Origin of the sequence: Acidovorax sp. Root219 (assembly GCF_001428665.1) — a bacterium.
In the GTDB taxonomy this organism is placed as follows: Bacteria; Pseudomonadota; Gammaproteobacteria; order Burkholderiales; family Burkholderiaceae_C; genus Acidovorax.
In genome coordinates this window covers 171,717-197,634 of sequence record NZ_LMIJ01000008.1, presented here as the reverse complement: position 1 = coordinate 197,634, position 25,918 = coordinate 171,717, and the positions used below count along the sequence as shown (strand labels likewise).

At 67.8% G+C, this 25,918-nt stretch carries 21 protein-coding genes; 10 read left to right on the top strand and 11 right to left on the bottom strand.

What is annotated here, in order from left to right; translation table 11 throughout:
• Positions 1–94: 94 nt before the first annotated feature.
• The 7 genes from ASE28_RS08170 to ASE28_RS08140 all read right to left on the bottom strand — a co-directional run bounded on the left by ASE28_RS08170 (position 95) and on the right by ASE28_RS08140 (position 10,123).
• Positions 95–1,888 carry a diguanylate cyclase gene (locus tag ASE28_RS08170; protein WP_057201201.1) on the bottom strand — a complete coding sequence of 598 codons (1,794 nt, stop codon included), beginning with the start codon at positions 1,886–1,888 and terminating at the stop codon, positions 95–97.
• 2 nt (positions 1,889–1,890) lie between these two features.
• The gene (locus ASE28_RS08165) at positions 1,891–3,672 is read right to left on the bottom strand and encodes a diguanylate cyclase (protein WP_057266079.1); all 1,782 of its coding nucleotides are present in this window, start codon (positions 3,670–3,672) and stop codon (positions 1,891–1,893) included.
• 257 nt (positions 3,673–3,929) lie between these two features.
• Positions 3,930–5,663: a diguanylate cyclase gene (locus ASE28_RS08160; RefSeq protein ID WP_057266159.1), complete on the bottom strand. Its 1,734-nt coding sequence runs from the start codon at positions 5,661–5,663 to the stop codon at positions 3,930–3,932.
• A gap of 89 nt (positions 5,664–5,752) precedes the next feature.
• The gene (locus ASE28_RS08155) at positions 5,753–7,201 is read right to left on the bottom strand and encodes an oxygenase MpaB family protein (RefSeq protein ID WP_057266077.1); all 1,449 of its coding nucleotides are present in this window, start codon (positions 7,199–7,201) and stop codon (positions 5,753–5,755) included.
• Positions 7,198–8,022 (bottom strand): carotenoid biosynthesis protein, encoded by an 825-nt coding sequence (locus ASE28_RS08150; protein WP_057266075.1) that lies wholly within the window; start codon positions 8,020–8,022, stop codon positions 7,198–7,200. Before ASE28_RS08150 ends, ASE28_RS08155 begins: the two co-directional genes overlap by 4 nt.
• A gap of 245 nt (positions 8,023–8,267) precedes the next feature.
• Positions 8,268–9,086, bottom strand: coding sequence for an alpha/beta fold hydrolase (locus ASE28_RS08145; RefSeq protein WP_057201194.1), 819 nt, complete (start codon positions 9,084–9,086; stop codon positions 8,268–8,270).
• A 209-nt stretch (positions 9,087–9,295) separates the two neighbouring features.
• A complete protein-coding gene (locus ASE28_RS08140) occupies positions 9,296–10,123 on the bottom strand; it encodes a proteasome-type protease (protein WP_057201192.1) in 828 nt (275 codons plus the stop codon).
• Between the two features lie 355 nt (positions 10,124–10,478).
• On the opposite strand from ASE28_RS08140, the gene ASE28_RS08135 reads away from it, so the two are divergent.
• The gene (locus tag ASE28_RS08135) at positions 10,479–11,645 is read left to right on the top strand and encodes a S9 family peptidase (protein WP_235514351.1); all 1,167 of its coding nucleotides are present in this window, start codon (positions 10,479–10,481) and stop codon (positions 11,643–11,645) included.
• 64 nt (positions 11,646–11,709) lie between these two features.
• Here the strand turns inward: ASE28_RS08135 and hpaR are convergent, their stop codons facing one another.
• Positions 11,710–12,171 (bottom strand): homoprotocatechuate degradation operon regulator HpaR, encoded by a 462-nt coding sequence (gene hpaR / locus ASE28_RS08130; protein WP_082604101.1) that lies wholly within the window; start codon positions 12,169–12,171, stop codon positions 11,710–11,712.
• Positions 12,172–12,314: 143 nt separating this feature from the next.
• Between hpaR and ASE28_RS08125 the strand changes: the two genes are divergently transcribed.
• From ASE28_RS08125 to ASE28_RS08090, 8 genes are all read left to right on the top strand, one after another.
• Positions 12,315–13,022: a fumarylacetoacetate hydrolase family protein gene (locus ASE28_RS08125; protein WP_082607987.1), complete on the top strand. Its 708-nt coding sequence runs from the start codon at positions 12,315–12,317 to the stop codon at positions 13,020–13,022.
• Positions 13,019–13,786 carry a fumarylacetoacetate hydrolase family protein gene (locus ASE28_RS08120; RefSeq protein WP_057266071.1) on the top strand — a complete coding sequence of 256 codons (768 nt, stop codon included), beginning with the start codon at positions 13,019–13,021 and terminating at the stop codon, positions 13,784–13,786. The genes ASE28_RS08125 and ASE28_RS08120 overlap by 4 nt, the downstream gene beginning before the upstream one ends.
• Positions 13,787–13,818: 32 nt before the next feature.
• Positions 13,819–15,276: a 5-carboxymethyl-2-hydroxymuconate semialdehyde dehydrogenase gene (hpaE, locus tag ASE28_RS08115; RefSeq protein WP_057266068.1), complete on the top strand. Its 1,458-nt coding sequence runs from the start codon at positions 13,819–13,821 to the stop codon at positions 15,274–15,276.
• Positions 15,277–15,278: 2 nt separating this feature from the next.
• On the top strand, positions 15,279–16,196 hold the full coding sequence (hpaD, locus tag ASE28_RS08110; protein ID WP_057266066.1) for a 3,4-dihydroxyphenylacetate 2,3-dioxygenase: 918 nt from the start codon (positions 15,279–15,281) through the stop codon (positions 16,194–16,196).
• Between the two features lie 10 nt (positions 16,197–16,206).
• Positions 16,207–16,662 carry a 5-carboxymethyl-2-hydroxymuconate Delta-isomerase gene (locus tag ASE28_RS08105; protein ID WP_057266064.1) on the top strand — a complete coding sequence of 152 codons (456 nt, stop codon included), beginning with the start codon at positions 16,207–16,209 and terminating at the stop codon, positions 16,660–16,662.
• A 6-nt stretch (positions 16,663–16,668) separates the two neighbouring features.
• Complete coding sequence (gene hpaH / locus ASE28_RS08100) at positions 16,669–17,472, top strand: 2-oxo-hept-4-ene-1,7-dioate hydratase (protein ID WP_057266062.1); 804 nt, start codon at positions 16,669–16,671, stop codon at positions 17,470–17,472.
• Between the two features lie 6 nt (positions 17,473–17,478).
• On the top strand, positions 17,479–18,291 hold the full coding sequence (gene hpaI, locus ASE28_RS08095; protein ID WP_057266060.1) for a 4-hydroxy-2-oxoheptanedioate aldolase: 813 nt from the start codon (positions 17,479–17,481) through the stop codon (positions 18,289–18,291).
• A gap of 119 nt (positions 18,292–18,410) precedes the next feature.
• Positions 18,411–19,394 (top strand): tripartite tricarboxylate transporter substrate binding protein, encoded by a 984-nt coding sequence (locus tag ASE28_RS08090; RefSeq protein ID WP_057266058.1) that lies wholly within the window; start codon positions 18,411–18,413, stop codon positions 19,392–19,394.
• A gap of 159 nt (positions 19,395–19,553) precedes the next feature.
• Here the strand turns inward: ASE28_RS08090 and mutS are convergent, their stop codons facing one another.
• The 3 genes from mutS to ASE28_RS31950 all read right to left on the bottom strand — a co-directional run bounded on the left by mutS (position 19,554) and on the right by ASE28_RS31950 (position 24,285).
• Positions 19,554–22,175 (bottom strand): DNA mismatch repair protein MutS, encoded by a 2,622-nt coding sequence (mutS, locus tag ASE28_RS08085; RefSeq protein WP_057266056.1) that lies wholly within the window; start codon positions 22,173–22,175, stop codon positions 19,554–19,556.
• Between the two features lie 98 nt (positions 22,176–22,273).
• Positions 22,274–23,803, bottom strand: coding sequence for a carotenoid oxygenase family protein (locus ASE28_RS08080; RefSeq protein WP_057266054.1), 1,530 nt, complete (start codon positions 23,801–23,803; stop codon positions 22,274–22,276).
• Between the two features lie 23 nt (positions 23,804–23,826).
• Positions 23,827–24,285: a DUF2141 domain-containing protein gene (locus tag ASE28_RS31950; protein WP_235516073.1), complete on the bottom strand. Its 459-nt coding sequence runs from the start codon at positions 24,283–24,285 to the stop codon at positions 23,827–23,829.
• A 364-nt stretch (positions 24,286–24,649) separates the two neighbouring features.
• Between ASE28_RS31950 and ASE28_RS08070 the strand changes: the two genes are divergently transcribed.
• On the top strand, positions 24,650–25,918 hold a 1,269-nt coding region (locus tag ASE28_RS08070), incomplete at its 3' end, for a PAS domain-containing protein (protein ID WP_157421916.1).

The following is a 25,918-nucleotide window of genomic DNA, read 5'->3' as shown; positions in this document are numbered from 1 at the left end:
CCGTTGGGAAGTTGCGAGGACTCCTGTGTAACGGAACCCACACCGTTTGACCAGCAATGGATTCCCCAGGTAGCACCTGTCCCCGTGCGGCCGCCTATGCGGATGAAAGGGCCAGGTCGCCGGTGTTGCGCCGCAGGCAGAACTTGCCGCTCTGCTTGCCGCTGTACATGGCCGCGTCCGCGAGCTTGAGCAGGCCTGCGGCGTCGCTGCTGTCGTCGGGGGCGATGGCATAGCCGACGGTCAGGCCCACGTGGACCTGGATGCTCCCGAGCGAGAAGGGCAGGCGAAAGGCGTCGAGCAGCTTGAGCCCCAGTTCGTGTGCCTGCTGGGTGCTGGACATGTGGCCGGCCATCACCACGAATTCGTCGCCGCCCAGGCGCGCCACCACGTCGCTTTGCCGCACATGGCCCTGCAGTCGGCGGGTGACGGCCACCAGCAGTTCGTCGCCGATATCGTGGCCATGCTGGTCGTTCACGGGCTTGAAGCCATCGAGGTCCATCATGTAGACGGCCAGCAAGTCGCTCTTGCTGCAGCGGGGGAGGGCGGCGGCCAGGGCCATGTTCAGCCCCCGGCGGTTGGGCAGGCCGGTGAGCGGGTCGGTGTGGGCCAGCGAGTGCATGGCATCGCGCTCGCGGTTGGCGTGCAGGGCCTCCAACTGCAGGGCGTGCGTGCGCAGGCCCAACACGCGCATGAACAGCAGCATGTCGATGGTGGCGCCGAACTGGAAGGAGTGCAGTGTCCAGAAATTGACCGGTACCCAGCCGTTGATGACGCCGATCATGACGGCCGTGGTCACGAAATAGATCAGCCAGGCCGCCAGCAGGCTGGTGCCCACCCCGTCGCCTGCGATGGCCTTGCGCACCGCGCCCGGGATGCCCATGAGCGCGGGCACCAGGCCCAGGATGCTCACGATGGCTGCGATGGCGCGCGTGCTCAGCACGTCCAGGCTGTAGGCCAGGCCCAGCAGCACGCACAGCGCGGCGCCGCAGCGCATGGCGCGCAGGAAGCGGCTATTGGGCCGGTCCCCGGCCAGTGCCTGGCTGATGAACAGGAAGGAGCCACAGGTCGCCAGCAGGGCCGACAGCCCCGCCGCATGCTCGGTAAACCACAGGCTGTTGCTCCACAGGTACTGCCGGCCGATGCCGAACAGGTGCAGCGAGAACATCAGGCTGCCGGTGATCAGCAGCGCGTAGAAGATGAACAGCGGCTCGCGCAGGCTGGTCCATTGGGCCAGGCTGTAGATCAGCAGGCACAGCGCCAGGCCCGTGAGCACGCCCTGCAGCATCTGCTCGTCCACCGCCGTGGCGAGCATGGCCGACGATTTGTTGAGCGTGATCGGCAGGATCATGGCCGCCCGTGTTTCCACGCGCATCAGCAGTTCGTACTGCTGGCCGGGCAGAAATTCGAGCGCCACCGCATGCGAGCGGCTTTGCAGGGGGCGCTCCGAATACGGCTGCAGGCTGCCCAGAACGACATGCTTGGTCACATGGCCGGCACTGAGCACGTAGACGTCGATGCGGTTGAGGTCCGGGTGGTTGACGTCCAGTGTCCAGCGCCCGTCGGAAGTGAGGTGCACCAGCAGCGGGGCGCGCAGCCAGATGGCGTCCGAGCGCACGCCCAGCGTGGCGCCCTTGGATGGGGGCACCACGAAATCACCCGCACGCGCCAGCACTTCTTCGAGTCCCAGCCTGAGCGTGGGGTCGGAGAGCATGGTGACTGCGGACCACAGTTCCACGGATGCCTTGCTGTCGTGCAGCACCAGGGGCTCTGCCGAATGGGCCTTGCCGGCGCCCGCCAGCAGGCCCAGCAGCAAGCATGCCGCGACCAGCCAGAACCTGCGCAATGCAGGCAGCGGGTGGGTGGTGCGGTGGCGTAAGACGGCTTGCATGGTCAGGATGCGAGTGCCATGGGCCCGTCACCGCGCAGCAGGCAGTGTTTGCCGGTCTGCTTGCCCTTGTACATGGCGGCGTCGGCCTTGTTGATGAGCTCGCGCACGTCCTTGCCGTCGAAGGGGGCCAGCACGTAGCCGATGGTCAGGCCCACGCCCACGCGCAGGTTGCGCAGCGTGAACGGCTCCCTGAAGGCCTGCAGCAGGCCCTCGCCGATCTCCCGCGCCTGCTCGGGCCGGGTGAGCTCGGTGGCCAGGATGATGAATTCATCGCCACCGGGGCGCGCCACCATGTCAGTCTGGCGCCGCATGTTGTTCTGCAGCCGCTGGCCTACCGCCACCAGCAGGTCGTCGCCCACATCATGGCCATGCGTGTCGTTGACGGGCTTGAAGCCGTCCAGGTCCAGCAGGAACACCGCCACCATGCGCTGGGGTGTGCACTGCTCCAGCGCCGATTTCAGCGCGATCTGCATGCCACGGCGGTTGGGCAGGCCCGTGAGCGGATCGGTGTGGGCCAGCGAGCGCATGGCATCGCGCTCGCGCAGCGCCTCGAGCGTGGCCTTGCGCAATGCCTCCGAGCGCAGCCCCAGCACGCGCAGGAAGAGCAGCATGTCCACCGTGGCACCGAACTGGAAGGCATGCAGGGTCCAGAAGTTTGCGGGCACCAGGCCTTGGCTCAGCGCACCGATAGTGCCGGCACCGACGGCATACACGGTCCAGGCCACTAGCAGCGTACCGCCCACAGGGTCGCCGCGGCGCGTCTGGCGCAGTGCAGCAGGAATGCTCAGCACCGTGGGCAGCAGGCCGAACAGGGTCATATAGACGTTCGCCGCCCGCACACTCAGCAGGTCGAGGAGGAAGGCCAGGCACACAAGGGTTGTGATCACGGCGCAGCCCTGCATGGTGCGCGCATACCGGCCTTGCGGTGCGTCGCTCGCCAGCGCATGGCCCAGGAAGAGGAAAGAGCCCGCCAGCGCCAGCAACCCCGCGATGATGGCCGAGTGCCCCTCCATCCAGGCATTGCCAGGCCACAGGAACTGCACGCCGATGCCGAAGAACTGCAGGGAGAACGTCGCGCTGCCGAAAACCACCAGCGCGTAGTAGGCGAACAGGCGGTCACGCTGCCCTACCCACTGCAGCAGGCTGTACAGCAGCAGCCAGAAGGCGAGTCCGTTGAGCAGGCCTTGCAGCATCTGCTCGCGCAGCGCCAATTTCAGCCGGTGGGGCATTTCGCTGACCGTGATGGGAAGAGTCATGGGCCCCAGGGTGCGCACGCGGATCAGGACGTCGTAGCGCTGCCCCGGCTGCAAGTCGAGTGCCATGGCCGGAGTCCGGCTGGCGCCGGCTTCCTTGCCAGGCGCGCGTTGGTAGCCCTGCAAGGAGTGCTGTAGCACTTCGCCGTCCCGGGCCAGGTAAAAGTCCACCTCCAGCAGGGAGCTGTAATCGATGTTGACGATCCACTGGTTAGAGAAGGTGGCGGGCGTGACCAGGGGGAAATGCAGCCACATGGCCTCCTGTCGCAGGCCCAGCGCGCCGCCGCGGCGGGCCGGCTCATCGAACCGGTCGATCCTCCCCAGCATGTCGTGGACCGTGAGCTCACGCGAGGCATCGGCTTGCACTGTGATCACCTTCCAGGCGTCCAGGCTCTGGGTGTCGGGGCCGAGTACGAGCGGGGTGGCCGCGTGCACGGGCAGTGTCGGGAGCATGAGCAGACACAGCGCGGCCACGCAGGCCATCGCAGCGCGGCGGGCCATCGAACGCATGAACCAGTGCAGCACACTCATTGATGGTTCGCAGTGGTGGTCAGATGCCCAGGGTCTGCCTTCCACCATTGGGGTGGCGCTGGCAGCCGGTGCCAGGCATCGGCAATGCAAAGGGACGAGGCGCTGGACATGGTGGTCAGGGGGCAGGGCGCAAGCTCGGTGGCGGCAGGCCTGTAGGGCCGTTTGGTAGGCGGTGGTTGCCCAGTATGCCTTCGGAAGGCGGGATGCGTGCACAACGCGTGCCGAGCAGGGGGGCGGGGCTTGGCTGGCGCATGGGGTCAGGCCGGCAGCGCTACGCTGGCTTCGTTGCGGACGAGGCAGTGCTTGCCGCTTTGCTTGCCCTTGTACATGGCGGCGTCGGCCAGGCGGATCAGCTCCCGGGGCTCGGCGGCGTCGATGGGGGCCAGGGCATAGCCGATGGTCAGGCCCACGTGCATCTGCAGGTGGCTCATCACGAAAGGTTCCCGGAAGGAGTGCAGCAGTGCGTTGCCCAGGTCCTCGGCCTGCTCGGGGCGGACCAAGTCAGCCGCCATGATGATGAATTCGTCGCCGCCCAGGCGCGCGACAACGTCCGTCTTGCGCCGCACATGGTCCTGCAGCCGGTGGCCCACGGCCACCAGCAGATCGTCGCCGACATCATGGCCGTGCATGTCGTTGATGGGCTTGAAGCCATCGAGGTCCAGCAGATACACCGCCACCAGCCGGTTGGGGGCGCACAGGGAGATGGCCGAGTTCAAGGCCAGTTGCAGGCCGCGCCGATTGGGCAGGCCGGTGAGCGCGTCGGTGTAAGCCAGGGCGCGCATGGCATCGCGCTCGCGCAACGCATCGTCGGTGGCTTGGCGCAGGGCCTCCGAGCGCAGTGCCAGCACACGCAGAAAGAGCAGCATGTCCACTGTGGCGCCGATCTGGAAGGAGTGCAGGGTCCAGAACGACAGTCGGGCCCAGCCTTGAACTAGGCCCACCATCACAGCCGCCGCAACGAAGTAGGCGATCCAGGCGGCCAGCAGCGTGGCGCTCACGGTGTCTCCCTGGCGCACCCTCTTCAGGGCCAGCGGCAGGCTGATGAGCGAGGGTAGCGGGCCGAAGATGCTCAGGAAGGCCGTGGCCTGCCGGGTGTCGATCAGGTCGGCGAGGAAAGCGATGCCCACCAGGCCGCACAGTGCGCCGCCCCCCTGCATGATCCGCAGGAAACGGCTTTGCGGATTGTCCCCCGCCAGGGCGTAGCCCATGAACAGGAAAGAGGCCCCCAGGGCTAAAAGCCCCGCAGCGCTGGCGGCGTGGACCTCCATCCATTGGTTGTCGCTCCACAGGAACTGGCTGCCGATGCCGAAGAACTGGAGCGAAAAGCCTGCGCTGCCGATGACCAGCAGGGCGTAGAAAAGGAACAGCTTCTCGCGCTGGCTGGCCCACTGGGTCAGGCTGTAGACCATCAGGCACAGGGCCAGGCCGGCCAGCAGGCCCTGCAACATCTGCTCGCGCAGGGCCAGCGGCAGCAGCACCGGCGCCTTGCTGATGGACATGGGCAGGATCATGGCGCCACCGGTGCGCACCCGCACCAGCAGCCCATACGGCTGGCCCGGCTGCAGGTCCAGCATCATCGAGTGCGTGCGCCCGCGCAGCGGCCGTTCGGAGAAGGGGCGCAGGTTGCCCAGCAAGGCCTTCTGCACCACGGCACCGCCCTGCGTCAGGTAGAAGTCCACCTCGTTCAGCACGGGGTAGTCGATGTTCACGATCCAGGGGTGGCCCGGTGCCTGCGCCACCGCCAGGGGAACATGCAGCCACACCGCATCCTGGCGCACGCCCAGCGTGCCGGCGGCCCCCCGGGGCGCTTCGAACTCCGGCAGGCGCGCCAGCACCTCCTGCGCCGTGAGCTGCCGGGTGGGGTCTGAGAGCAGGGCCATGTGCGGCCACAGGTCGCTGCTGGGGATGCCCTCCTGCAACACCAGTGCAGGGGCCGCAGCCTGGGCGCTCAACGCAAGCGGGGCCAGCAGCAGCAAGGCCAGCCATGCCAGCACCAGGCGGCACCACCGCGCGCCAGCGGCCCGCCACCCGTGTGGACGCGGTTGCCGGGGGGCGGGCATGGTGGGGCCGCAGCGGTTCACTATGCCGCGTCCTCGGCGGTGTTGGAGAGGTTCACGCTCCAGCTGCCGCGCTTGGTGAAACGGTCCTCGATGCGGTTGATCCACTTGGGCGCATTGGGGTCGTCGCTCCAGTTGTGCACCACACCGTCCACCTGGTTGAGCAGCTCGCTGGGCAATTGCAACGGCCGGGTCTGGCTCATCAGCACGCGGCTCATGAAGTGGTAGCCCAGGATGCGCGTGAGCGTGCGCACGATGGAAAAGCGCGGCAACACCAGGCGCAGCACCCAGTCGATGACCCGGGCCACCAGCAGCACGCCCCAGAACAGCAATGCCGACGACCAGGGAACGCTCTGCGTGAGCCCCAGGTCGCCCGCCGTGGCGCGCCCGCACAGAAAGCGGGTCATCAGCTGCGGAAAGGGCTTGGCGATGTCCCAGGGGATGGAGTTGGCCATTGTGGCCATGAGCGCCTGGCCCAGGCCCGGGCGCGGGTCGGGCGTCACCGGCTCGGCGCGGCCGCGGGCCTGCATGCGGGCCATCAGCTCCTTGCCCTGGTCCATGGTCTCGACCATCAACTCGCGCTCGATGCCCAGGATGTGGCCGACCACGTTCCAGGCGTGCAGGTAAGCCTCCTCGTCGCGGGGCGGCAGGCCGATGCCCAGTCGGCGCATGCTGCGCAGGAACACATAGCCGAAGGTGAGCAGCGTGTAGGCCAGCTCTTCCTGGTTGCAGGGCAGGCCGTCGTGGGCCAGGTCCCAGCCGCGCGCGAACAGCGCCTGGTACATCGTGGGCTTGGCCGGCAGGCCCGGCAGTTGGCCGAGCGTGCCTGCGCCGACGATGTTCACCTGCGCCAGCAGGTCCTTCACGGCCGTCTGTGGTGCGCCGCGCATGATCAGGTTGCGGATGGTGGCGTGGATCAGCCGCACCTTGAGGATCTGCGCCACGCCTGCGCCGTCGTCGCTGGTCAGGCCGCCATGCATCATCACCGGGAAGATCATGGCAGCGGTGGAGCGGATGCGGTACTCGGTGTGCTGCTCCAGCTGGCCGGCGGTGTGCAGCACGCTGGAGAGATCGGGAATCACATAGCACTCGGGCAAGCTGGCGCAGAACAGCAGGATGCACGACAGCGCGCCGTGGTCGAAGAACAGCTTCTCTGCGCGCTTGATCTTCTCCTTGTCCGCCCAGTCGGGCAGCGCCTGGCCGGCGGCGAGGTAACCCTGCAGGGCGGCGGCTATCGCCTCGTTCGTCCCTGCGGGGGCCTGCCAGTCGTCAATGCTGGCGTTGGTGGTCCAGGTGACAAACAATTCGTTGACGGCGCTGATACGTATCCACTGGGTTGCATTTTTGTCGGGGATGCCCGGTGGCCAGGGGCCCAGGATGTCGTCGATGGTGCCATCGGCCAGCGGGTCCGCATGCCGCTGCATGGAGGCCAGGGCCGCATCCGAGATGGCGGGCGTGCTGTGGTCGTTCATCGTGCGGCTTTCAACTGGTTGCGCCAGCGCTGCAGGCCACCCAGGGCGCACAGCAGCGGTATGCCCATGGCAAACGGAGCGATGGATTTGATCTCTACCGGGTGGCCCAGGAAGACCTGGAACACGATGCCGGCGCTGTAGATGCCCAGCGGCACGGTGGCGTGGCGCGGCAGGAAGTTGACCGAGCCCGCCTTGAGCGGCATCTTGCGCGTGGAAAAGCGGAAGGCGCACAGAATGCAGAAGCTCACGAAGACCCAGCCGAAGAAGCCCTGCACGGTCTCGCCGAACCAGGCGCCGTCGGTCTTGGTCATGATCCAGGCCTTGAGCACGTACACCAGGTAGGGGTCGGCACCCAGATCGAAGGCCGTGACGATCATGGCCGCCAGGAATGACAGGAACACCGCATTGCCCACCCCGGGCGCGCCGTCCACCGGTGCCTGCCAGACGATGAGGTTGCTGATCACATAGCCCGCATAGGTCAGCGCGAACCACATCATCGGGATGACCACAGGCACGCCTACGAAGCGCAGGCCCAGCACGTCGGTATAGGTGTAGCTGCCGAAGAACCAGCCATGGGTGCTGCCCATCTGCTCGGCAAACCAGCCCAGGGAGACGGAAATCACCAGAAAGTGCAGCGCAGCCGCAGCGCCCAACAAACGGGCGGCACTGGCCCAGGTGGCGGCGAACATCAGCACCGAGGCGATGGCGATGGCCAGGGTGACGCCTTTACCGGGCCCTATCGAGGTGTAGATCAGGTAGGCGGATACCAGCGCGAAGATCAGCACCGGCAAACGGACGGTCAGTGAATTGGAAGCAGGCATGAAACGTGTACACGCTGTTACAAAACCCCAGTGTAGGGGATTGTTGCGACAGATCCCCCGCTTTTTTGTCCTGAGAATCCGCCAACAGCGCGCTTTTCCCCCTCTATTTTTCGGTTCACCATTGTGGCGTCAATTGCGCGCACCCGTGAATAGACAGGAAGGATTAGGAACGCACCCCATTCAGGGGACGCTCCATGTGCAAAAAGGTCCCGGCTCCCGGCTGTGCAGGAGGCCGGTACAGCGGCTTAGCCGTGTGCGACCACGGCGGCCAGATTCAGCAGCGAGGCCTCGATGGCGGCGGCTGTGGCCAGGGGTTGTTCCATGGGAAAGAGGTGGCTGCCGTCGAGCATCATGGTGCGGCCTTCGGTCACGCGCAGCGTCATGGCCATGCCCACCTGCTTCATTTCTTCGGAATCGCGCCCGCCGATGAAGGCGGCGGGGCACTGCAGAGGGTGCCTGCTGAGCAAGCGGCCCAGGTTGTGGGGCAGGGTGTTGTAGATGGCGGTCTCCACCGCGCGGTCGAAACCCAGCACGCGCTTGCCGTCCTGGTCGGCCAGGCCGTGGGTGATGTAGTCCTGCAGCACCTCGGGGTGCCAGCGCGCAAAGGCCTTCTTGCGGCGAAAGTGCTCCAGCGCTTCGTCGCTGCTGGCCCAGGAAAAGCGCCGCTGGCGGCTGACCTTGCCGGGCGAGATGGAGCCCACCACCTGGGTGCGCTTGGCCACGTCCAGCGCATTGGCGCGCCAGCCGCCGATCAGCGGCGAGTCGATCAGCAGCACGCCGCGCACCAGGTGCGGGTGGCGCGCCGCCGCCATCACGCTCAGGAATCCGCCCAGCGAATGCCCCACCAAAAAGACCGGCTCCCCCAGGCGCTCCACCTGCTGGCCCGCAAAATCCGCCAGGTGCTGCACCAGGTGCGGCCAGTTGTTGGAGACCGGGTACTCGGGCTCATGTCCGTACCGCTCCACCGCGCTGATGTCGAAGCCGCGCTGGCGCAGGAGCTTGAAAAGAAGCCGGTACGTGCCGGCAGGAAAGCTGTTGGCGTGCGAGAAGACGATAGGGAGCATAGAGGGGGAAACGGGAGGGGGGGCACGGCGGCAGGCGCGCCCGGCACGCAGAAGGTGGGAATGGATCCGACGTGCCCGAGCAGGTTGCGAAAACGCGTTCGATCTAGGCGCAAAGCACAGCCATAGCTCGGGCTATGGCGCGCATTTGCAACGACGAGCGGGCGTGTTTTCGCAGCATGAGCGGGTATGGCGGATTCGTTCTCACCTTCTCAGATGAGCTTGTCCAAGTGGTTGGTGATCTTCTTGAGCGCCTTGCTGCGCGACGGGTTCACCATGATGGGCACGGTCGTGTCGCCACCGCCCCAGGCCGGGTCCTCGATGCTGTCGAACACCTCACGCAGCTTCTGCCCCCAGTTGTCGTGCAGCATGCGGAAATAGGGGTTGTGCTCGTCGATGCAGATGATCTTGTCGGTGGCGAAGCGGTCCACCTCGTACACCACCAGATCGAGCGGCAGGCCCACCGAGAGGTTGGACTTGAGCGTGCTGTCCATGGACACCAGGGCGCATTTGGCGGCCTCGTCCAGCGGGGTTTCGGGTGTGAGCACGCGGTCCAGCACGGGCTTGCCGTATTTGGACTCGCCGACCTGGAAGTAGGGCGTCTCGGACGTGGCCTCGATGAAGTTGCCGGCCGAATACACCTGGAACAGGCGCATGCCCTCGCCCTTGATCTGGCCGCCGAAGACCATGGACACGTTGAAGTCCACACCCGAGCGCTTGAGCGCTGCGCCATCGCGCTCGTGCACATGGCGCACGGCGGCACCCAGCACGCGCGCGGCGTCGAACATGCTCTTGGCATTCCAGATGGTGATGGGCTCTTCCTCGTCGCGGTCGATGATCTGCTCGGTCTGCAGGATTTCACGCACCGATTGCGAGATGGACAGGTTGCCCGCGGACAGCAGCACCATGAAGCGGTCGCCCGCCTTCTCGTACAGCATCATCTTGCGAAACGAGCTGATCTGGTCCAGGCCCGCATTGGTGCGGGAATCGGACAGGAAAACCAGCCCGGCATTGAGTTTGATGGCGACGCAATACGTCATGGAGGCTTAGGTCGGCAAAAAGGAAGGCATTGTGGGGCGCCAATCGACGGAGCGAGGGGCTTGGCTAGGCTCTTAGGCCCTGCAGTGTGCACCAGCCTGGGCATCGGCGCTGCCGGGGCGTTTCAAAAACAATAGCTAAAGTGCCAGGCGGCGCAGTGGCAACCCCCGATTTTATGGCCAATCCGCCGCGAAGCACTTTCCCCAGGCGACGCCATTGCCCACAGGACACAAAATCTGACATCCCCACGGCGTGTTGGCTGACGTGAATTCGCGCCGCCATGCTTACCATCGTTCACAACTCATACCTGAAGGCGGTACCTTGTTCCAATTTCCTACCCTTGCAAGGCCTGCGCTCGTGCCGCGCAGCATTCTGGTGGCTGCGGCCATTGCGCTGACCGCCTGCGGTGGCGGTGACAACAAAAGCGATGGTGACGCCACGGTGCCGCCGCCGATCGCTGCGGCAGGCGACCTCAAATCGGCTGCGCTGCTGAACACCATCACCCCGGCCCAGATCACCGAGGCGCTCGCCAAGGACGCCTCCAAGGTGCAGGGCATCGTGCCGCGCTACTCCGTCACCTCCTACCGGCTGGAGTACCTGACCTCCGACGCCCAGGGGCGGGAGGTGCGCGCATCGGGCCTGGTCAGTGTGCCCGTCAAGGCGCTGGGCGCCAAAAGCCCGGTGCTGGGCTACCAGCACGGCACCATCTTCACGAGCGCCGAAGCCCCCAGCAACAACGCGGTGGGTTCCGAGGTCGCGGTGGTGATGGCTTCCCTGGGCTACATCGTCGTGGCGCCGGACTATGTGGGCTACGGCGTTTCCAAGGGCGTGGCGCATCCTTACCTGCTCTCGGGCCCCACGGCGGCGGCCACGCTGGACATGCTGACGGCAGCGCGCACCTGGCGCAGCCAGGGCAATGCGGCCGACAACGGCCAGCTCTTCCTCACCGGCTACTCCGAAGGCGGCTACGCCACCATGGCGGCCCACCGCACCTTGCAGGCCGGCACGGCGCCCGAGCGCCAGGCCCTGCGCATGGTGGTGGTGGGGGCTGGGCCCTACAACGTGCAGGCCACGCTCGATGGCTTGGTGAACGTGGTGCGCGATCGCGAGCCTGTGCTCGGCGCGCTGATCAACCCCGGCTTCCTGCGCTACCTGGGCGGCAGCGTGCAGCGCGAGGTGCGCCGCGCCCTGCTGAAAGCCCTGCTGCCCGATGAGGCCGACGTGACCTTCGACAACCAGTTCATCGACAACTTCCTGGCCGACGACGTGCAGGCCGTGGCGCGCGTGAGCAGCGTGCACGACTGGAAGCCGCAGGTGCCCGTGCGCCTGTACCACGGCCGGGACGACATCACTGTGCCCTATGGCAGCTCGGTCACCACGCTGCAGGCCATGCGCGCCCAGGGCGCCGGCGATCTCGTGACCCTGACTGACTGCACCGCCGTGCCCTCCAGCCACATCGGCTGCGTGCCGCCGTTCATCAACTTCATGCTGGGCCAGCTGGCGCCTCTGGCACAGGATCTTTGATCCCCCCACGGATGCCGCCTCGGGGCGGGGCGGCATCCGTACTGCATGCAGTCGCGCGCGGTCTTCAGCCCTCGTCGCCCGCAGGCGCTTCGCCGAGCCGCGCGATCACCGCATCGAGCGTGGCGTACAGCTGCGCGATGAATTCCACGCCCATCTCTTCCTCCAGCGCGCGGTAGGTCGCCTCGATGGTGGGCGCGAGCTGCGCCGCCAATGCCTTGCCCTGCGGGGTGACCGACACCATCACCCGGCGCTGGTCATGCTCCAGCCGCTCGCGCAGCACCAGGCCCAGGTCCGCCATGCGTGCCAGGATGCCGGCCAGGCTCGGGCTGGACAGGCGGCAGATGTCGCCGATCTGGCGCGGCTCCAGCGGCCCGTGGTCGAGCAGGGCGCGCACCACGCGCCACTGCTGCTCGGTCAGTCCGACCGTGTGAAGAATGGGCCGAAAGCGCGCAAAGACGCTCTCGCGCGCCTGCAGGAACAAGAGCGGCAGGTTGCGATGGACCAGTTGCGCAGATGGGGAATCCATGGACATTGGGCGGAATCATCCTTGAAAGCGGTGGGGCGGGCCACCGCAGTTGCAGCAACCCTCAGTACAAACCCGGAGAAAAAGGAACAGGTGGGCGATTGACTTACTAGCATGTTAGTAAATAAACTACTCACATGTTAGCAATGTACCAGACCCCTTACGCCGCTCCGTGCCGGATGGAGTTCGACGTCGCGCCCTTTCGCCTGTCCGGCGCGGTCTATGGCGTGCTGCTCAACCACGCACCCGCCCTGGCTGCAATGGAGGCAGCCGCCAGCAAGCCGCCCTACAACGCAGCACCGCTCGCACCGGTCCTGTACATCAAGCCGCGCAACACGCTGGCCGGGCATGGCAATGCCATCGAGGTCCCGGCGGATGCGCCGGAGCTGGAGGTCGGTGCCTGCCTGGGCATCGTGATCGGCCGCACCGCCTGCGGCGTGCCCGAGGGGCAGGCGATGCAGCATGTGGCTGGCTACACCATCGTGGGCGACATCAGTGTGCCGCACGATTCGTTCTACCGCCCCTCGGTCCGCTTCAAGGCGCGTGACGGCTTTTGCCCCATCGGCCCCCGCGTGGTGCCGCGCAGCGAGATCGACGATCCCGATGCGCTCGCGGTGCGGGTCCACGTCGACGGTGCACTGGTGCACCAGGCCACCACGGGCGAGCGCATTCGCCCTGTGGCGCGGCTGCTGGCCGAGGTCAGCGCCTTCATGACCCTCTCGCCCGGCGACGTGCTGCTGCTGGGCGCCTCGGCCGGGGCGCCGCGTGTGCGTGCCGGGCAGCGAACCCGTATCCAGATCGACGGCCTGGGCCAGCTCGACAACCATTTCGTTGCCGAAGGAGCTCTTCCATGAAGGAGGCCAGGGTTGCCTACGCAGGCGCCATCCATGAGGCCATGCCCCACGGAGAAAAGATCCGCCTGGCCGATGGCCGGGTGGTGGCAGAAGACGCCGTGGTCTGGCTGCCACCCTTCGAGGTGGGCACCATCATCGCGCTGGGCCTGAACTATGCCGACCACCTCAAGGAGCTGTCGGGCGAGCTGACCGTCACCGCCAAGGACGAGCCCCTGGTCTTCCTCAAGAGCGCGGGCACGCTGATCGGCCACCGCGGCCAGACGCGCCGCCCGGCAGGCGTGGCCTTCATGCACTACGAGTGCGAGCTGGCCGTGGTGATCGGCAAGACCGCGCGCAACGTGAGCAAGGCCGATGCCCTGCAGCACGTGGCCGGCTACACCGTGTGCAACGACTACGCCATCCGCGACTACCTGGAGAACTGGTACCGCCCCAACCTGCGCGTGAAGAACCGCGACACCTGCACGGTGCTCGGCCCCTGGTTCGTGGACGCGGCGGACGTGCCCGATCCGCATGCCCTGACTCTGCGCACCCTGGTCAACGGCAAAGTGACCCAGCAGGGGCACACCGGCAATATGGTCAACGACATCCCCGAACTGATCGCTTACCTCAGCAGCTTCATGACCCTGCGCGCGGGCGACGTGATCCTCACCGGCACGCCCGAGGGCGTGGTCAACGTCAACGTGGGCGACGAGGTGGTGACCGAGATCGACGGCATCGGTCGTTTGGTGAACACCATCGTGGGCGATGAGGCTTTCGGGCTCTGAGCCCTGCAACTGACATTCTGGAGACTGATCCCATGCGCATAGAACACCTGATCGCCGGCAAGGCCGTGCCGGGACGCGATTACTTCGAGACCGTGAACCCCGCCACCCAGGAGGTGCTGGCGGAGGTGGCCAGCGGCGGCGCGGCCGAGGTGAACGCCGCCGTGGCCGCCGCCAAAGACGCCTTCCCCGCCTGGGCCGGCCTGCCCGCGCCCGAGCGCGCCAAGCTGGTCCGCAAGCTCGGCGACCTGATCGCTGCCGAGGTACCGCAGATCGCGAACACCGAGACCCGCGACACCGGCCAGGTCATCGCCCAAACCGGCAAGGCGCTGATCCCGCGCGCCGCCGACAACTTCTACTACTTCGCCGAGATGTGCACCCGCGTGGACGGCCACACCTACCCCACGCCCACACACCTGAACTACACGCTGTTCCACCCCGTGGGCGTGTGCGCGCTGATCTCGCCGTGGAACGTGCCCTTCATGACCTCGACCTGGAAGGTGGCGCCAGCGCTGGCCTTCGGCAACACGGCGGTGCTCAAGATGAGCGAGCTGTCGCCGCTCACCGCTGCGCGCCTGGGCCAACTGGCGCTCGAAGCCGGCATCCCGGCCGGCGTGCTCAACGTGGTGCATGGCTTTGGCAAGGAGGCCGGCGAGCCGCTGTGCGCCCACCCCGACGTGCGCGCCATCTCGTTCACCGGCTCCACCGCCACGGGCAACCGCATCGTGCAGGCGGCCGGCCTCAAGAAGTTCAGCATGGAGCTGGGTGGCAAGAGCCCCTTCGTCATCTTCGATGATGCGGACCTGGACCGCGCGCTCGATGCCGCAATCTTCATGATCTTCTCCAACAACGGCGAGCGCTGCACCGCGGGCTCGCGCATCCTGGTGCAGAAGTCGATCTACGCCGACTTCGCCGAGAAGTTCGCGGCGCGTGCCCGCCGCATCGTGGTGGGCGATCCGCTCGACGAGAAGACCACCATCGGCCCCATGATCAGCCCGGCCCACCTGGCCAAGGTGCGCAGCTACATCGAGCTGGGCCCCAAGGAAGGCGCCACCCTGCTGTGCGGCGGGCTGGAGGCGCCGGACCTGCCGGCCCATTTGAAGAAGGGCAACTTCGTGCAGCCCACCGTGTTCGCCGACGTGGACAACCGCATGAAGATCGCGCAGGAGGAGATCTTCGGCCCCGTGGCCTGCCTGATCCCGTTTGCGGACGAGGCCGAGGCCATCCGCCTGGCCAACGACACAGAATACGGCCTGTCGAGCTACGTGTGGACCGAGAACATCGGCCGCGCCCACCGCGTGGCCGCAGGCATCGAGGCCGGCATGTGCTTCGTCAACAGCCAGAACGTGCGTGACCTGCGCCAGCCCTTTGGTGGCACCAAGGGCAGCGGCACGGGGCGCGAGGGCGGCACCTGGAGCTACGAGGTGTTCCTGGAGCCCAAGAACGTCGCTGTCTCGCTGGGCAACCACCACATTCCACACTGGGGAGTCTGAGCATGGGCAAACTCGCACTGGCGGCCAAGATCACACACGTGCCGTCCATGTACCTGAGCGAGCTCGATGGCCCGCGCAAGGGTTTTCGCCAAGCGGCCATCGACGGCCATGTGGAGATCGGCCGGCGCTGCCGCGAGCTGGGAGTGGACACCATCGTCGTGTTCGACACGCACTGGCTGGTGAACGCCAATTACCACATCAACTGCGCACCGCGCTTCGAGGGCGTGTACACCAGCAACGAGCTGCCGCACTTCATCAGCAACCTCCCGTACGCCTTCCCGGGCAACCCCGAGCTGGGCCACCTGCTGGCCCAGGCCTGCTGCGCGCAGGGCGTGGAGACGCTGGCCCACCCCGCGACCACGCTGGCGCCCGAGTACGGCACCCTGGTGCCCATGCGCTACATGAATGCGGACCAGCACTTCAAGGTGGTCTCGGTCTCGGCCCTGTGCCAGGTGCATTACCTCAACGACAGCGCGCGCCTGGGCTGGGCCATGCGCCAGGCCATCGAGGAGCAGTACGAGGGCACCGTGGCCATCCTGGCCAGCGGCAGCCTGAGCCACCGCTTCGCGCAGAACGGCACGGCGCCCGAGTTCGCCACGAAGATCTGGAGCCCGTTTCTGGAGACGCTGGACCACCGCGTGGTCCAGATGTGGGAGGCGGGCGACTGGGTCACCTTCTGCGCCATGCTGCCCGAATACGCGGCCAAGGGCCATGGCGAGGGCTTCATGCACGACACGGCCATGCTGATCGGTGCCCTCGGCTGGTCGGACTACGCGGGCCGCGCCGAGGTGCTCACGCCGTACTTCGGCGCTTCGGGCACGGGGCAGATCAATGCCGTGCTCCCGGTCACGCCGCAGACGGGTGCGGCGGTGCCAGGGCCCCAGGCATCGGGCCAGCAGCCATCGGCCAGCCGGCTGTGAGGAGCGCGCCATGCCCCACCTGGTGATTCTCTACACCCCGGACCTGGACCGGCCCGTGTCACAGGGCGGCAGCGACATGACCGCGCTGTGCCGCGCCCTGGCAAGCGCCATGCGCCAGCAGGTGGACGAAGTGGGCAGGCCGGTATTCCCCACGGGCGGCATCCGCGTGCTGGCCTACCCGGCCGCGCACCATGCCGTGGCCGATGACGGCGAGGCGCAGCCCGCGGGCGGCGTGGCACCGGACTACGGCTTCGCCTACCTCAACCTGCGCATGGGCCGGGGCCGCAGCGCGGCCGCGCACCAGGCCGTGGGCCAGGCCCTGTCGGCCGTGGCCCAGGCGCACTTCGCGCCGCTGCTGCCCTTGCGCCCCATCGGTGTCACCCTGCAAATCGACGAGGGCCCCGAAGTCTTCGACGCCAAGCACAGCTCCCTGCATCCCCTGTTCAACAAGCCTGCACAGGGCTGACCCTCCATGCTCTCCAACGACATCATCACCTCCCTGGCGCAGCAGCTCTACCAGGCGCGCAAGCAGCGCACGCAGCTGCGCCACTTTTCCACCCAGCATCCCGGCATGACCGTCGAGGACGGCTATGCCATTCAGCGCGAGTGGGTGAAGCTGGAGCAGGCCGACGGTCGCACCATCAAGGGCCGCAAGATCGGCCTGACCTCGCGCGCCATGCAGCAGGCCAGCCAGATCACCGAGCCCGACTACGCGCCGCTGATGGACGACATGTTCTTCGACGCGGGCGGCGACATCCCGTTCGAGCGTTTCATCGCCCCGCGCGTGGAGGTGGAGCTGGCCTTCATCCTGGGCAGGCCCCTGAAGGGGCCGGGCGTCACGCTGTTCGACGTGCTCTCGGCCACCGACTACGTGGTGCCGGCCATCGAGATCATCGACGCGCGCATCGAGCAGTTCGACCGCGACACCCGGGCCATGCGCAAGGTGTTTGACACCATCTCCGACTTTGCGGCCAACGCCGGCATCGTGCTCGGCGGCCGGCCCGTGAAACCCCTGGACGTGGACCTGCGCTGGGTCGGCGCCCTGCTGCACAAGAACGGTGTGATCGAAGAGACGGGCCTGGCAGCCGCCGTGCTCAACCACCCGGCCACCGGCGTGGCCTGGCTGGCCAACAAGATCGCGCCCCATGGCGAGCAGCTCAACGCGGGCGACGTGGTGCTGGCCGGCTCCTTCACGCGGCCCGTGGCCGTGGTGCAGGGCGACAACTTTCACGTGGACTACGGGCCGCTGGGCTCGGTGTCCTTCCGCTTCGCGTAGGCCGCCATGCAGCAGATCCCCGAGAACCATTTCCGCAACGCACTGCGCGCGGGCCGGCCGCAGATCGGCCTGTGGGTCGGCCTGGCCGACGCCAATGCCGCCGAGGCCCTGGCCGGCTGCGGCTTCGACTGGCTGCTGCTTGACGGCGAGCACGCACCCAACGACGTGCGCAGCGTGCTCGACCAACTGCGCGCCGTGGCCCCGTACCCCGTGCAGCCCGTGGTGCGCCCGGTGCAGGGCGAGGTGGCCCTGGTCAAGCAGTACCTGGACGTGGGCGCGCAGACCCTGCTCATCCCCATGGTCGATACGCCCGAGCAGGCCGCGCTGATGGTGCGCGCCATGCGCTATGCGCCCGAGGGCATCCGCGGCATGGGCGCGGCCCTGGCCCGCGCCTCGCGCTGGAACCAGGTGGAGGACTACCTGAACCGCGCCAACGACCAGATGTGTCTGCTGGTGCAGGCCGAGACACCGCTGGCCTTGCAGAACCTGCAGGCCATCGCCGCAACCGATGGGGTGGACGGCGTGTTCTTCGGACCGGCCGACCTGTCCGCATCCATGGGCTACCGGGGCCAACCCGGTCACCCCGCGGTGCATCGCGCCATCCTGGACGGCATCGCCACCGTGCGCCGCGCTGGCAAGGCCGCAGGCATCCTCATGGCGGACCGGGCGCTGGCGCAGACCTACCTCGATGCCGGGGCGCTGTTTGTCGCCGTGGGGGTGGACGCCACGCTGCTGGTGCGCGCCGCCACCGAGCTGGCCGGCCATTTCGGCAACCGCCTGGTGCCGCAGGCACAGCCGGCCGCGGCCAGCCCGTACTGAGCGCGGCACGCCTTGCGCCCGTGCTGCGGTCTTCAGTTAGTGATTTAGCTAGTTAATTAAAAAATGAATTTCACGGTCCCTGCGCTTTTTCAAACCATCACCTTGTGAGGAGACAATCCATGCCAAGCACCCACCCGACCCGTCGCACCGCACTGTGCACCGCTGCCGCCCTGGCCATGTCCAGCATGTCCCCGGGCGCCGGCGCCCAGGAGCGCCGCCCTCTCGAATGGGTGGTGGGCATGTCCCCCGGGGGCGGCACCGATATCGTCGCCCGCACCGTGGCCGACCAGATGGGCAAGACGCTCGGCCAGACCATCGTGGTGGTCAACAAGCCCGGCGCCGCGCACAACATCGCGGCAGACTACGTGGCGCGCTCGTCCACCCCCGGCAACCTGTTGCTCACGGGCGATTACGCGGTACTGGCCACCAACCCCTGGCTGTACAGCAAGCTCTCGTACAACGTGGACAAGGACCTGGCCTCGGTGGGCATGCTGGTGCGTTTTCCGCTGATCCTGGTGGTCTCGCCCAAGCTGCCGGTGCGCAACTTCCAGGAGTTCGTCGCCTGGGCCAAGGCGCAGCCCGAAGGCGTCAACTTCGCATCGCCGGGCGCCGGCACGCCGCACCACCTGGCCATGGAGCTGCTGCGCCAGCGTACGGACCTCAAGATGACGCATGTGCCCTACCGGGGCGTCACGCCCGCCATCCAGGACATCATGGGCGGCCAGGTGCCCTGCATGTTCGTTGAGTCTGCGGGCGGCATGCCCAACATCACGGGCGGCAACCTGCGCGCCATCGCGGTGGCCAGCGCCAAACGCATGGCCACCCTGCCGGAGGTGCCCACGCTGATGGAGCAGGGCCTCCAGGACTTCGAGGCGTTTGCCTGGCAGGGCCTGTCGGTCAACGCCTCCATGCCCGCAGCCGAGGTGCAGCGCCTGAACGCCGCCCTGCAGCAGGCCCTGAACTCCACCCCGGTGAAGGCCCGCTTCCAGACCCTGGGCGTGGAGGCCGTGCCCGGCACCCCCGAGCAGATGAACGCCTACGCCAAGGTGGAGCGTGCGCGCTGGGGCCAACTGATCAAGGACATCGGCCTGAAACTGGAATGACCCCCTGAGCCGCTTCGCGTCTTCCCCTACAGGGGGACGCCCCCAGCGCGGCGGGGCGGCCCTTGCGCGGCGGCCCTGGCCACCGCAGCGCCAGTTTGTTGAGCGGTCGGCGGCGTCAAGCGCTCTGAAAGCCCGGTCCTCTTGTGGGAATCATGTCGGCTATCCCACCAGCTTCTTGAGCTGGTAGAGTGCGTCGAGCGCCTCGCGCGGGCTCAGCGCGTCGGGGTGGATGCTGGCCAGCAGCGCCTCCACGGGGCTCGCGCCCGCGCTCTCGGGCATGGCCGGCACGGCGAACAGGTCCACCTGCAGTTCATCCTCGCCCGCGCGTTCTTCCAGTGCGGCCAGCGCATGGCGCGCGTGGTTCAGCACCGCACCGGGCACGCCCGCGAGCTTGGCCACCTGGATGCCGTAGCTGCGGCTCGCCGGGCCGGGCTGGATCTCGTGCAAAAAGACGATGTCAGCCCCCGCCTCTGCCGCGCTCACGTGCATGTTCACCGCATGCCGCGCCTTGGCGGGCAGCTCGGTCAGCTCGAAATAGTGCGTGGCGAACAGCGTGAAGGCGCGCGTCTTGTCATGCAGGTGTGTGGCGATGCCGCTGGCCAGGGCCAGGCCGTCGAAGGTGCTGGTGCCGCGGCCGATCTCGTCCATCAGCACCAGGCTGTGCGGCGTGGCGGCATGCAGGATCTGCGCGGCCTCGGTCATCTCCAGCATGAAGGTCGACTGCGCGTTGGCCAGGTCGTCCGCCGCGCCGATGCGCGTGTGGATGGCGTCGATGGGCCCCAGGCGGCAGGCGCTGGCCGGCACATGGCTGCCCATGCTGGCCAGCAGCACGATGAGCGCCACCTGGCGCATGTAGGTCGACTTGCCGCCCATGTTGGGGCCGGTGATGACCTGCATGCGCGTGTTGGCGTTCAGCCGCGTGTGGTTGGCGATGAAGCTGCCGGCCGAGACCTCGGCCAGCCGCGCCTCCACCACCGGGTGGCGGCCGTCCTCGATCTCGATGCAGGGCTCGGCCACAAACTGCGGGGCGCACCAGTTCAAGGTGAGCGAGCGCTCGGCCAGCGCGCACAGCACGTCGAGCGCGGCCAGCGCCTGGGCCAGGCGGGTGAGGGCGGGCACGTGGGGCTGCAGCTGGTCCAGCACCTGCTCGTAGAGCCATTTCTCGCGCGCCAGCGCACGCTCGTTGGCCGACAGTGCCTTGTCCTCGAAGGTCTTGAGCTCGGGCGTGATGAAGCGCTCGGCGTTCTTCAGCGTCTGGCGGCGGCGGTAGTCATCGGGCACCTTGTCCAGGTTGCTGCTGGTCACCTCGATGTAGAAGCCGTGCACCTTGTTGAACTGCACGCGCAGGTTGGCGATGCCGGTGCGGGCCTTCTCGCGCGTCTCCAGGTCGAGCAAAAAGTCGTCGCAGTTGGTCTGGATGGCGCGCAGCTCGTCGAGCTCGCTGTCGAAGCCCGTGGCCATCACGCCGCCGTCGCGCACCAGGGCTGCGGGCTCTTCGGTGATGGCGCGCTGCAGCAGCTCGGGGCAGTCCAGCGGCGGGTGCAACTGCTCGAAGATCTCCGCCAGGTAGGGCTCGGCCGCCTGGCCGGCACGCGCCAGCAGGGCCGCCTTGTGCAGGGTCTTGCACAGCCCCACCAGCTCGCGCGGGCGCACCTGGCGCAGGGCGATGCGCGCGGTGATGCGCTCCACGTCGCTCACGCCCTTGAGTTCGCCGCGCAGCGTGGCCCAGGGGCCGGCGCCGCCACCGGCCCCACCCGCGCCACGAAGCGCGGTGGTGGCGGCCAGGCGCTGGCGCGCGGCCGTGCGGTCGCGTGGCGGCTCCAGCAGCCAGGTCTTGAGCAGGCGGCTGCCCATGCCGGTCATGCAGGTGTCGAGCAGAGAGAACAGGGTGGGCGCATCCTCACCGCGCAGCGTGCGCGTGATCTCCAGGTTGCGCCGCGTGCTGGCCGGCAGGTCGATCAGGTCGTCGCCGCGCTGCACCTGCACGCTGTGCACGTGGGTCAGGGTGCGGCCCTGGGTGTGCTCGGCATAGGCCAGCAGGCCGGCGGCGGCCGCATGTGCCTGGGTCAGTTCCTGCGCGCCCCAGGCCTGCAGGCTAGCCGCGCCCAGGTGCTCGAGCAGCTTGCGCTCGCCCAGTGTGGCGTCGAACTGCCAGTCGGGCCGGGGGCCCATGGGGCAGGTGAAGGCGCCGCCCTGGCGCAGCACCTGCAGCTGCTGCTCGAAGCGCTCGGTCACGCCGGCGCTGTAGATCACCTCGCTGGGCGCCACGCGCGCCAGCCAGGCGCCCACCTCGTCCTGCGCGCATTCGGCCAGGTACACCCGGCCCTGGGTCACGCTCAGCCAGGCCAGGCCGGCGCGCCCGCGCGGGCCCTGGTGCAGTGCCAGCAGCATGGACTCGGCCTTGTCCGAGAGCAGCTCGGTATCGGTCAGCGTGCCGGGGGTGACCACGCGCACCACCTTGCGCTCCACCGGTCCCTTGGACGTGGCCACGTCGCCCACCTGCTCGCAGATAGCGACCGACTCGCCCATCTTGATCAGCCGGCCCAGGTAGTTCTCCAGCGCATGGAAGGGCACGCCGGCCATGATGACGGGCTGGCCCCCGGACTGGCCGCGCTGGGTCAGCGTGATGTCCAGCAGGCGGGCGGCCTTTTCCGCGTCGGCATAGAACAGCTCGTAGAAGTCGCCCATGCGGTAGAAGACGAGCGTGTCCGGGTGCGCAGCCTTCAACGAGAAGTACTGCTGCATCATCGGGGTGTGCGCGGAGAGATCGGTGTTTGTCATCTGAATCCAAGACGGGGTGCGCCCCGGGTTCTCCGGGGGGCTCCGAGTCTATCGCGCAGACCGGCCCGCCAAGATGGCGGTGCCGGGCAGGCCCTCCATCAGGCCGGGATGAAGGTGCCGTGAAACCCCAGGGGCACCGCCCGGTCCATGCTGCCCTGGGCCAGCGGGCCCTGCGCCAGCCGGCGGGCGTCGAACACCGATAGCAGCGTGCGACGGCGGAGCAGGTCCAGCGCCGTGCCCACCAGCCAGCCATCGCCCTCCCTGGCGCCGGCCGTGCTCGCGGGGATGAACACATGCTCCTCGACCATCACGTCGGTGCCGTAGCGGTAGCGGTCCACCTTGCCGGTGTCTACATTCAGCCGCGCGACGCAGTCGAAGCCTGGGCGATTCGACACGGCGACCCGCTCGGCCATGAAAAGCTCTCTGTGCCGGCGGCCGACGAAGCGCGGGTCGATGCGCGGGAATTCGGCGTGGTGCGCCTGCAGCGTCTGGCGCGCGCGGTCGGTGCGCGTGTCGAGTTCGACCAGGGCCACGGCAAGCGATGGTTCGCCCTGGAAGTCGCCGCGCATCAGCCCACGAAACCCCCGGTTGATGGCCGAGTCGTCGTCCGAACGGATGTAGTCCAGGTGGATGACTCCCTTGCCGTCCTCCCAGGCGTTGCCGGTGTGGAACAGGAAGCCGGTGGGCAACTCCATCCATTGCGGCTGGTCGAGCCGGTCCTTGTGCAGCACCAGCGCCCGCATGCCCAGCTGTGGCTTCCAGACATGGCTGTCCAGGAAGGTGCTGCCGGCGTGGGCCCTGTCCAGGTCGAAGACGAGCGGGGGCAGCAGGAACACCAGGTGCTGCTCGGTCACCGCGAAGTCGTGCACCATGGCCATGTCCGGCACCTGGAGCGTGGCGGTGCGCACCTGCCCCTGGGCCGATACCTGGTAGATCGAGAGCAGGCCATGGGCACTGCTCACGCCAAAATTCCACAGCGTGCCGTCGGAACCGATCTTGGGGTGCGCCGAGAAGGGCATGCCCGCGTGTTCCGGCGTCCAGGTCTTGAGGGCCCCGGTTTCCAGGGTGTCGGCATCGAACCGCGTGGCCGAGCCGCCCTCCCACAGGGCGAGGGTTTCGCCCGCGTGGTGCACCACGCTGGTGTTGGCCACGTTGCCCGCATCGGCCGACACCATGGGGCTGCCCCCGGCCACCTGGGTGCCGAAGCTGTGGTACAGGCGCCGGCCGGCCGCATTCTCCGCCAGAAACTTCTGCGTGCGCAAAAAGCGCGCCTGGTGCCGCACGCCCTGGTCGCTGAAGCGGTATTGCTGGATCATCCCGTCGCCGTCGAACCAGTGCTGGTAGCGCACATCGCCCAGGCTGTGTTGCGCAGGGCCGTTGCGCAGCAGGGTGCCGCGCAGGTCCTTGGGCAGCTTGCCGCGCAGCTGCATGGGCTGGGGCGCGAGGTCGGCCTGCAGGCCCTCGAAGCCCAGGGTCCAGGGCGCGCCGCTGCGCCGCTCGTTGAAGGCGCTCAGCGTGGCGCCGGACTCGGGCCCGCCAGCAGCGTGTGCGGCAGAAAAGGGCAGGGCGCCCAGCGCGCTGCCAGCGGTTCCCAGGGCCAGTGACTGGCAAAAGAGGCGTCGGTCCATGGTGCGTGCTCCTGGTGTGCCGTTCACCGCAGCTGGATGGTGATGGTGGTGTCCTGCTGCAGCTCGATGGCTGCGTCCTGGAAGCGAGGCGGGCCCATGTTGCCCTGGGCGTCTCGGCTGAAGCCGGTGCGCTCCTCGGGCATGCCGACCAGGTTGGTATCGAGCTTGCCGTTGCCGTTCTCGTCCTGGTACAGCGACAGCGCATAGCTGCCGGCGGGCAGGTCGCGCAGCACCAGCACGGTCTTGGCGCCCGACGCCGGGGCCATGCCGCTCTGCACCGCCTTGCTGAACTTCAGCCAGCCGTCGGCGGAGCCGTAGACCGCAGCCAGCACCGGCCCCTTGTCCGCCTTGGTGTTGTTCACCTCCACGGTCAGGTCCAGCGCGTATGCGTTGCCCAGCGCCAGGCATGCGCCGGCCAGTGCCAGGGCGCGCGCAGCGGGTAGAAGGTTGAGGGCGGTCAAAGGGGGTGAAGCCATCGTCATGTGCAGTTCTCCAGGGTGGATGGAGACACCGTGCCTCCACTGCCCGCACTGTAGGAATGGCCTAGCCCTACTGCCACTGGCGTGCGACGAAGTGGCGCAGGCACGGCGCGAAAGGGGGTGGCAGAGCGCCGGTGGCGGTGCCGCCGCTGCCCGGTGCCGGTGATTGCGCGCGCGACCTGCACAGAAATAAGCGTGCCCCGGCGACAGAACGTGGGAACATGTGTCCGGGCGCCACCGGGTATTACCCTGGCAAAATATGCGACCTGTGGTTGTTACGTTTTGACATACTTTGCGGTGTACATTGGTGGCTGCCGCCGCCATGACCATGTGCGGCCCACCGTTTGTGAGAGGTTTCAGAGCGACTGTGATTTCTGCCGAACTCCTGACCGATCTGTTTGCGGGTGCCAGTGAAGACTTCGTGGAGTCTTCGGCGCAGGCGCGCCTGCAAGCCCTGCTCGATGCCGTGCCCGTGGCGCTGATGGAATTCCGTCCGCAGGATGGAAGGCTGCTGCTGCGCGCGGCCAATGCCGCCGCACGGCGCATGCCGGGCATGGGGGGCGTGCGCGCCAGCGGCGCCGATGCGGTCGATGTCTTCGACCTGCTGGCCAGCACCAACCTGGTGGACCAACTGCAGACCGTGGCGCGCACCGGCATGCTGCTGGAATGCCGCCAGGTGGCGCGCGAGCCGGGGCGGCTGCTGGTGGCCTGGGACGTGTCGGCGCGCCGGCTCGACAACGGCTCCATCGTCGTCACGGTGCGCGATGCGAGCGAGGCCGAGAGCCTGCGCGCTGCGTTGGCCGCGTCCGAGCACGCGCTGCAGGATGTGCGGCGTGAGCTGCGCGAGCAGACCGACGTCTTCAACACCATGGAAAGCCTGGCCCAGACCGGGCACTGGCGGCGCATCGAAGACCCGGGCGAGACGGTGCTGCTGTGGTCCCCCGGCCTGTGCGACATTGCGGGCGTGGAGCGGCAGGAATGGGTGAGCCCCGAGCGTGCCGTCAGCGGCATCCTGGCCGAAGACCGCCATGTGTTCGAGACCGCGCGCGAGCGCGGCACCGGTGCCGATGTCGAGTACCGCTGGAAGCGCCCCGATGGCGAGGTCCGCTGGATGCGCTCGCGCGTGCGCCGGCTCATTGCCAAGGACGGCATGCGGGTGGACATGGGCGTGGTGCAGGACGTGACCGACGAGCGCCGTGCCGCCGAGCAACTGCGCGAGCAACTGCTGTTCATCCAGCGCATTGCCAGCCGCATCCCGGGCTTCATCTACCAGTACCGCCTGCACCTGGATGGCGTCACCAGCGTGCAGTACATCAGCGATGCGGTGCGCGACTTCATGGGGGTGGAGCCACACGAGGTGACAGCCGACCATGGCGTGCTCTCCAACTGGGTGCTGGCCGAGGACCTGCAGGCCCTGCAGCGCTCGGCCCTGCAGTCGGTGCGCAAGCTCGTGCCCTGGCAGTGCGAGTACCGGGTCCGCATGCCCGACGGCAGCATCCGCTGGCACATGACGAACGCCATCCCGCACCGCGAGGCCGATGGCTCGGTGATCTCCCATGGCTTCACCATGGACATCACCGACCGCAAGCGCGCAGAGCAGGAGATCGAGCGCCTGGCGTTCTACGACGCCCTCACG

Coding starts and splice junctions, on each gene's coding strand:
- ASE28_RS08170 (WP_057201201.1), bottom strand. CDS start 1,888: ATGCAAGCCGTCTTACGCCACCGCACCACCCACCCGCTGCCTGCATTG.
- ASE28_RS08165 (WP_057266079.1), bottom strand. CDS start 3,672: ATGAGTGTGCTGCACTGGTTCATGCGTTCGATGGCCCGCCGCGCTGCG.
- ASE28_RS08155 (WP_057266077.1), bottom strand. CDS start 7,201: ATGAACGACCACAGCACGCCCGCCATCTCGGATGCGGCCCTGGCCTCC.
- ASE28_RS08150 (WP_057266075.1), bottom strand. CDS start 8,022: ATGCCTGCTTCCAATTCACTGACCGTCCGTTTGCCGGTGCTGATCTTC.
- ASE28_RS08145 (WP_057201194.1), bottom strand. CDS start 9,086: ATGCTCCCTATCGTCTTCTCGCACGCCAACAGCTTTCCTGCCGGCACG.
- ASE28_RS08140 (WP_057201192.1), bottom strand. CDS start 10,123: ATGACGTATTGCGTCGCCATCAAACTCAATGCCGGGCTGGTTTTCCTG.
- hpaR (WP_082604101.1), bottom strand. CDS start 12,171: ATGGATTCCCCATCTGCGCAACTGGTCCATCGCAACCTGCCGCTCTTG.
- ASE28_RS08125 (WP_082607987.1), top strand. CDS start 12,315: ATGTACCAGACCCCTTACGCCGCTCCGTGCCGGATGGAGTTCGACGTC.
- ASE28_RS08120 (WP_057266071.1), top strand. CDS start 13,019: ATGAAGGAGGCCAGGGTTGCCTACGCAGGCGCCATCCATGAGGCCATG.
- hpaE (WP_057266068.1), top strand. CDS start 13,819: ATGCGCATAGAACACCTGATCGCCGGCAAGGCCGTGCCGGGACGCGAT.
- hpaD (WP_057266066.1), top strand. CDS start 15,279: ATGGGCAAACTCGCACTGGCGGCCAAGATCACACACGTGCCGTCCATG.
- ASE28_RS08105 (WP_057266064.1), top strand. CDS start 16,207: ATGCCCCACCTGGTGATTCTCTACACCCCGGACCTGGACCGGCCCGTG.
- hpaH (WP_057266062.1), top strand. CDS start 16,669: ATGCTCTCCAACGACATCATCACCTCCCTGGCGCAGCAGCTCTACCAG.
- hpaI (WP_057266060.1), top strand. CDS start 17,479: ATGCAGCAGATCCCCGAGAACCATTTCCGCAACGCACTGCGCGCGGGC.
- ASE28_RS08090 (WP_057266058.1), top strand. CDS start 18,411: ATGCCAAGCACCCACCCGACCCGTCGCACCGCACTGTGCACCGCTGCC.
- mutS (WP_057266056.1), bottom strand. CDS start 22,175: ATGACAAACACCGATCTCTCCGCGCACACCCCGATGATGCAGCAGTAC.
- ASE28_RS08080 (WP_057266054.1), bottom strand. CDS start 23,803: ATGGACCGACGCCTCTTTTGCCAGTCACTGGCCCTGGGAACCGCTGGC.
- ASE28_RS31950 (WP_235516073.1), bottom strand. CDS start 24,285: ATGACGATGGCTTCACCCCCTTTGACCGCCCTCAACCTTCTACCCGCT.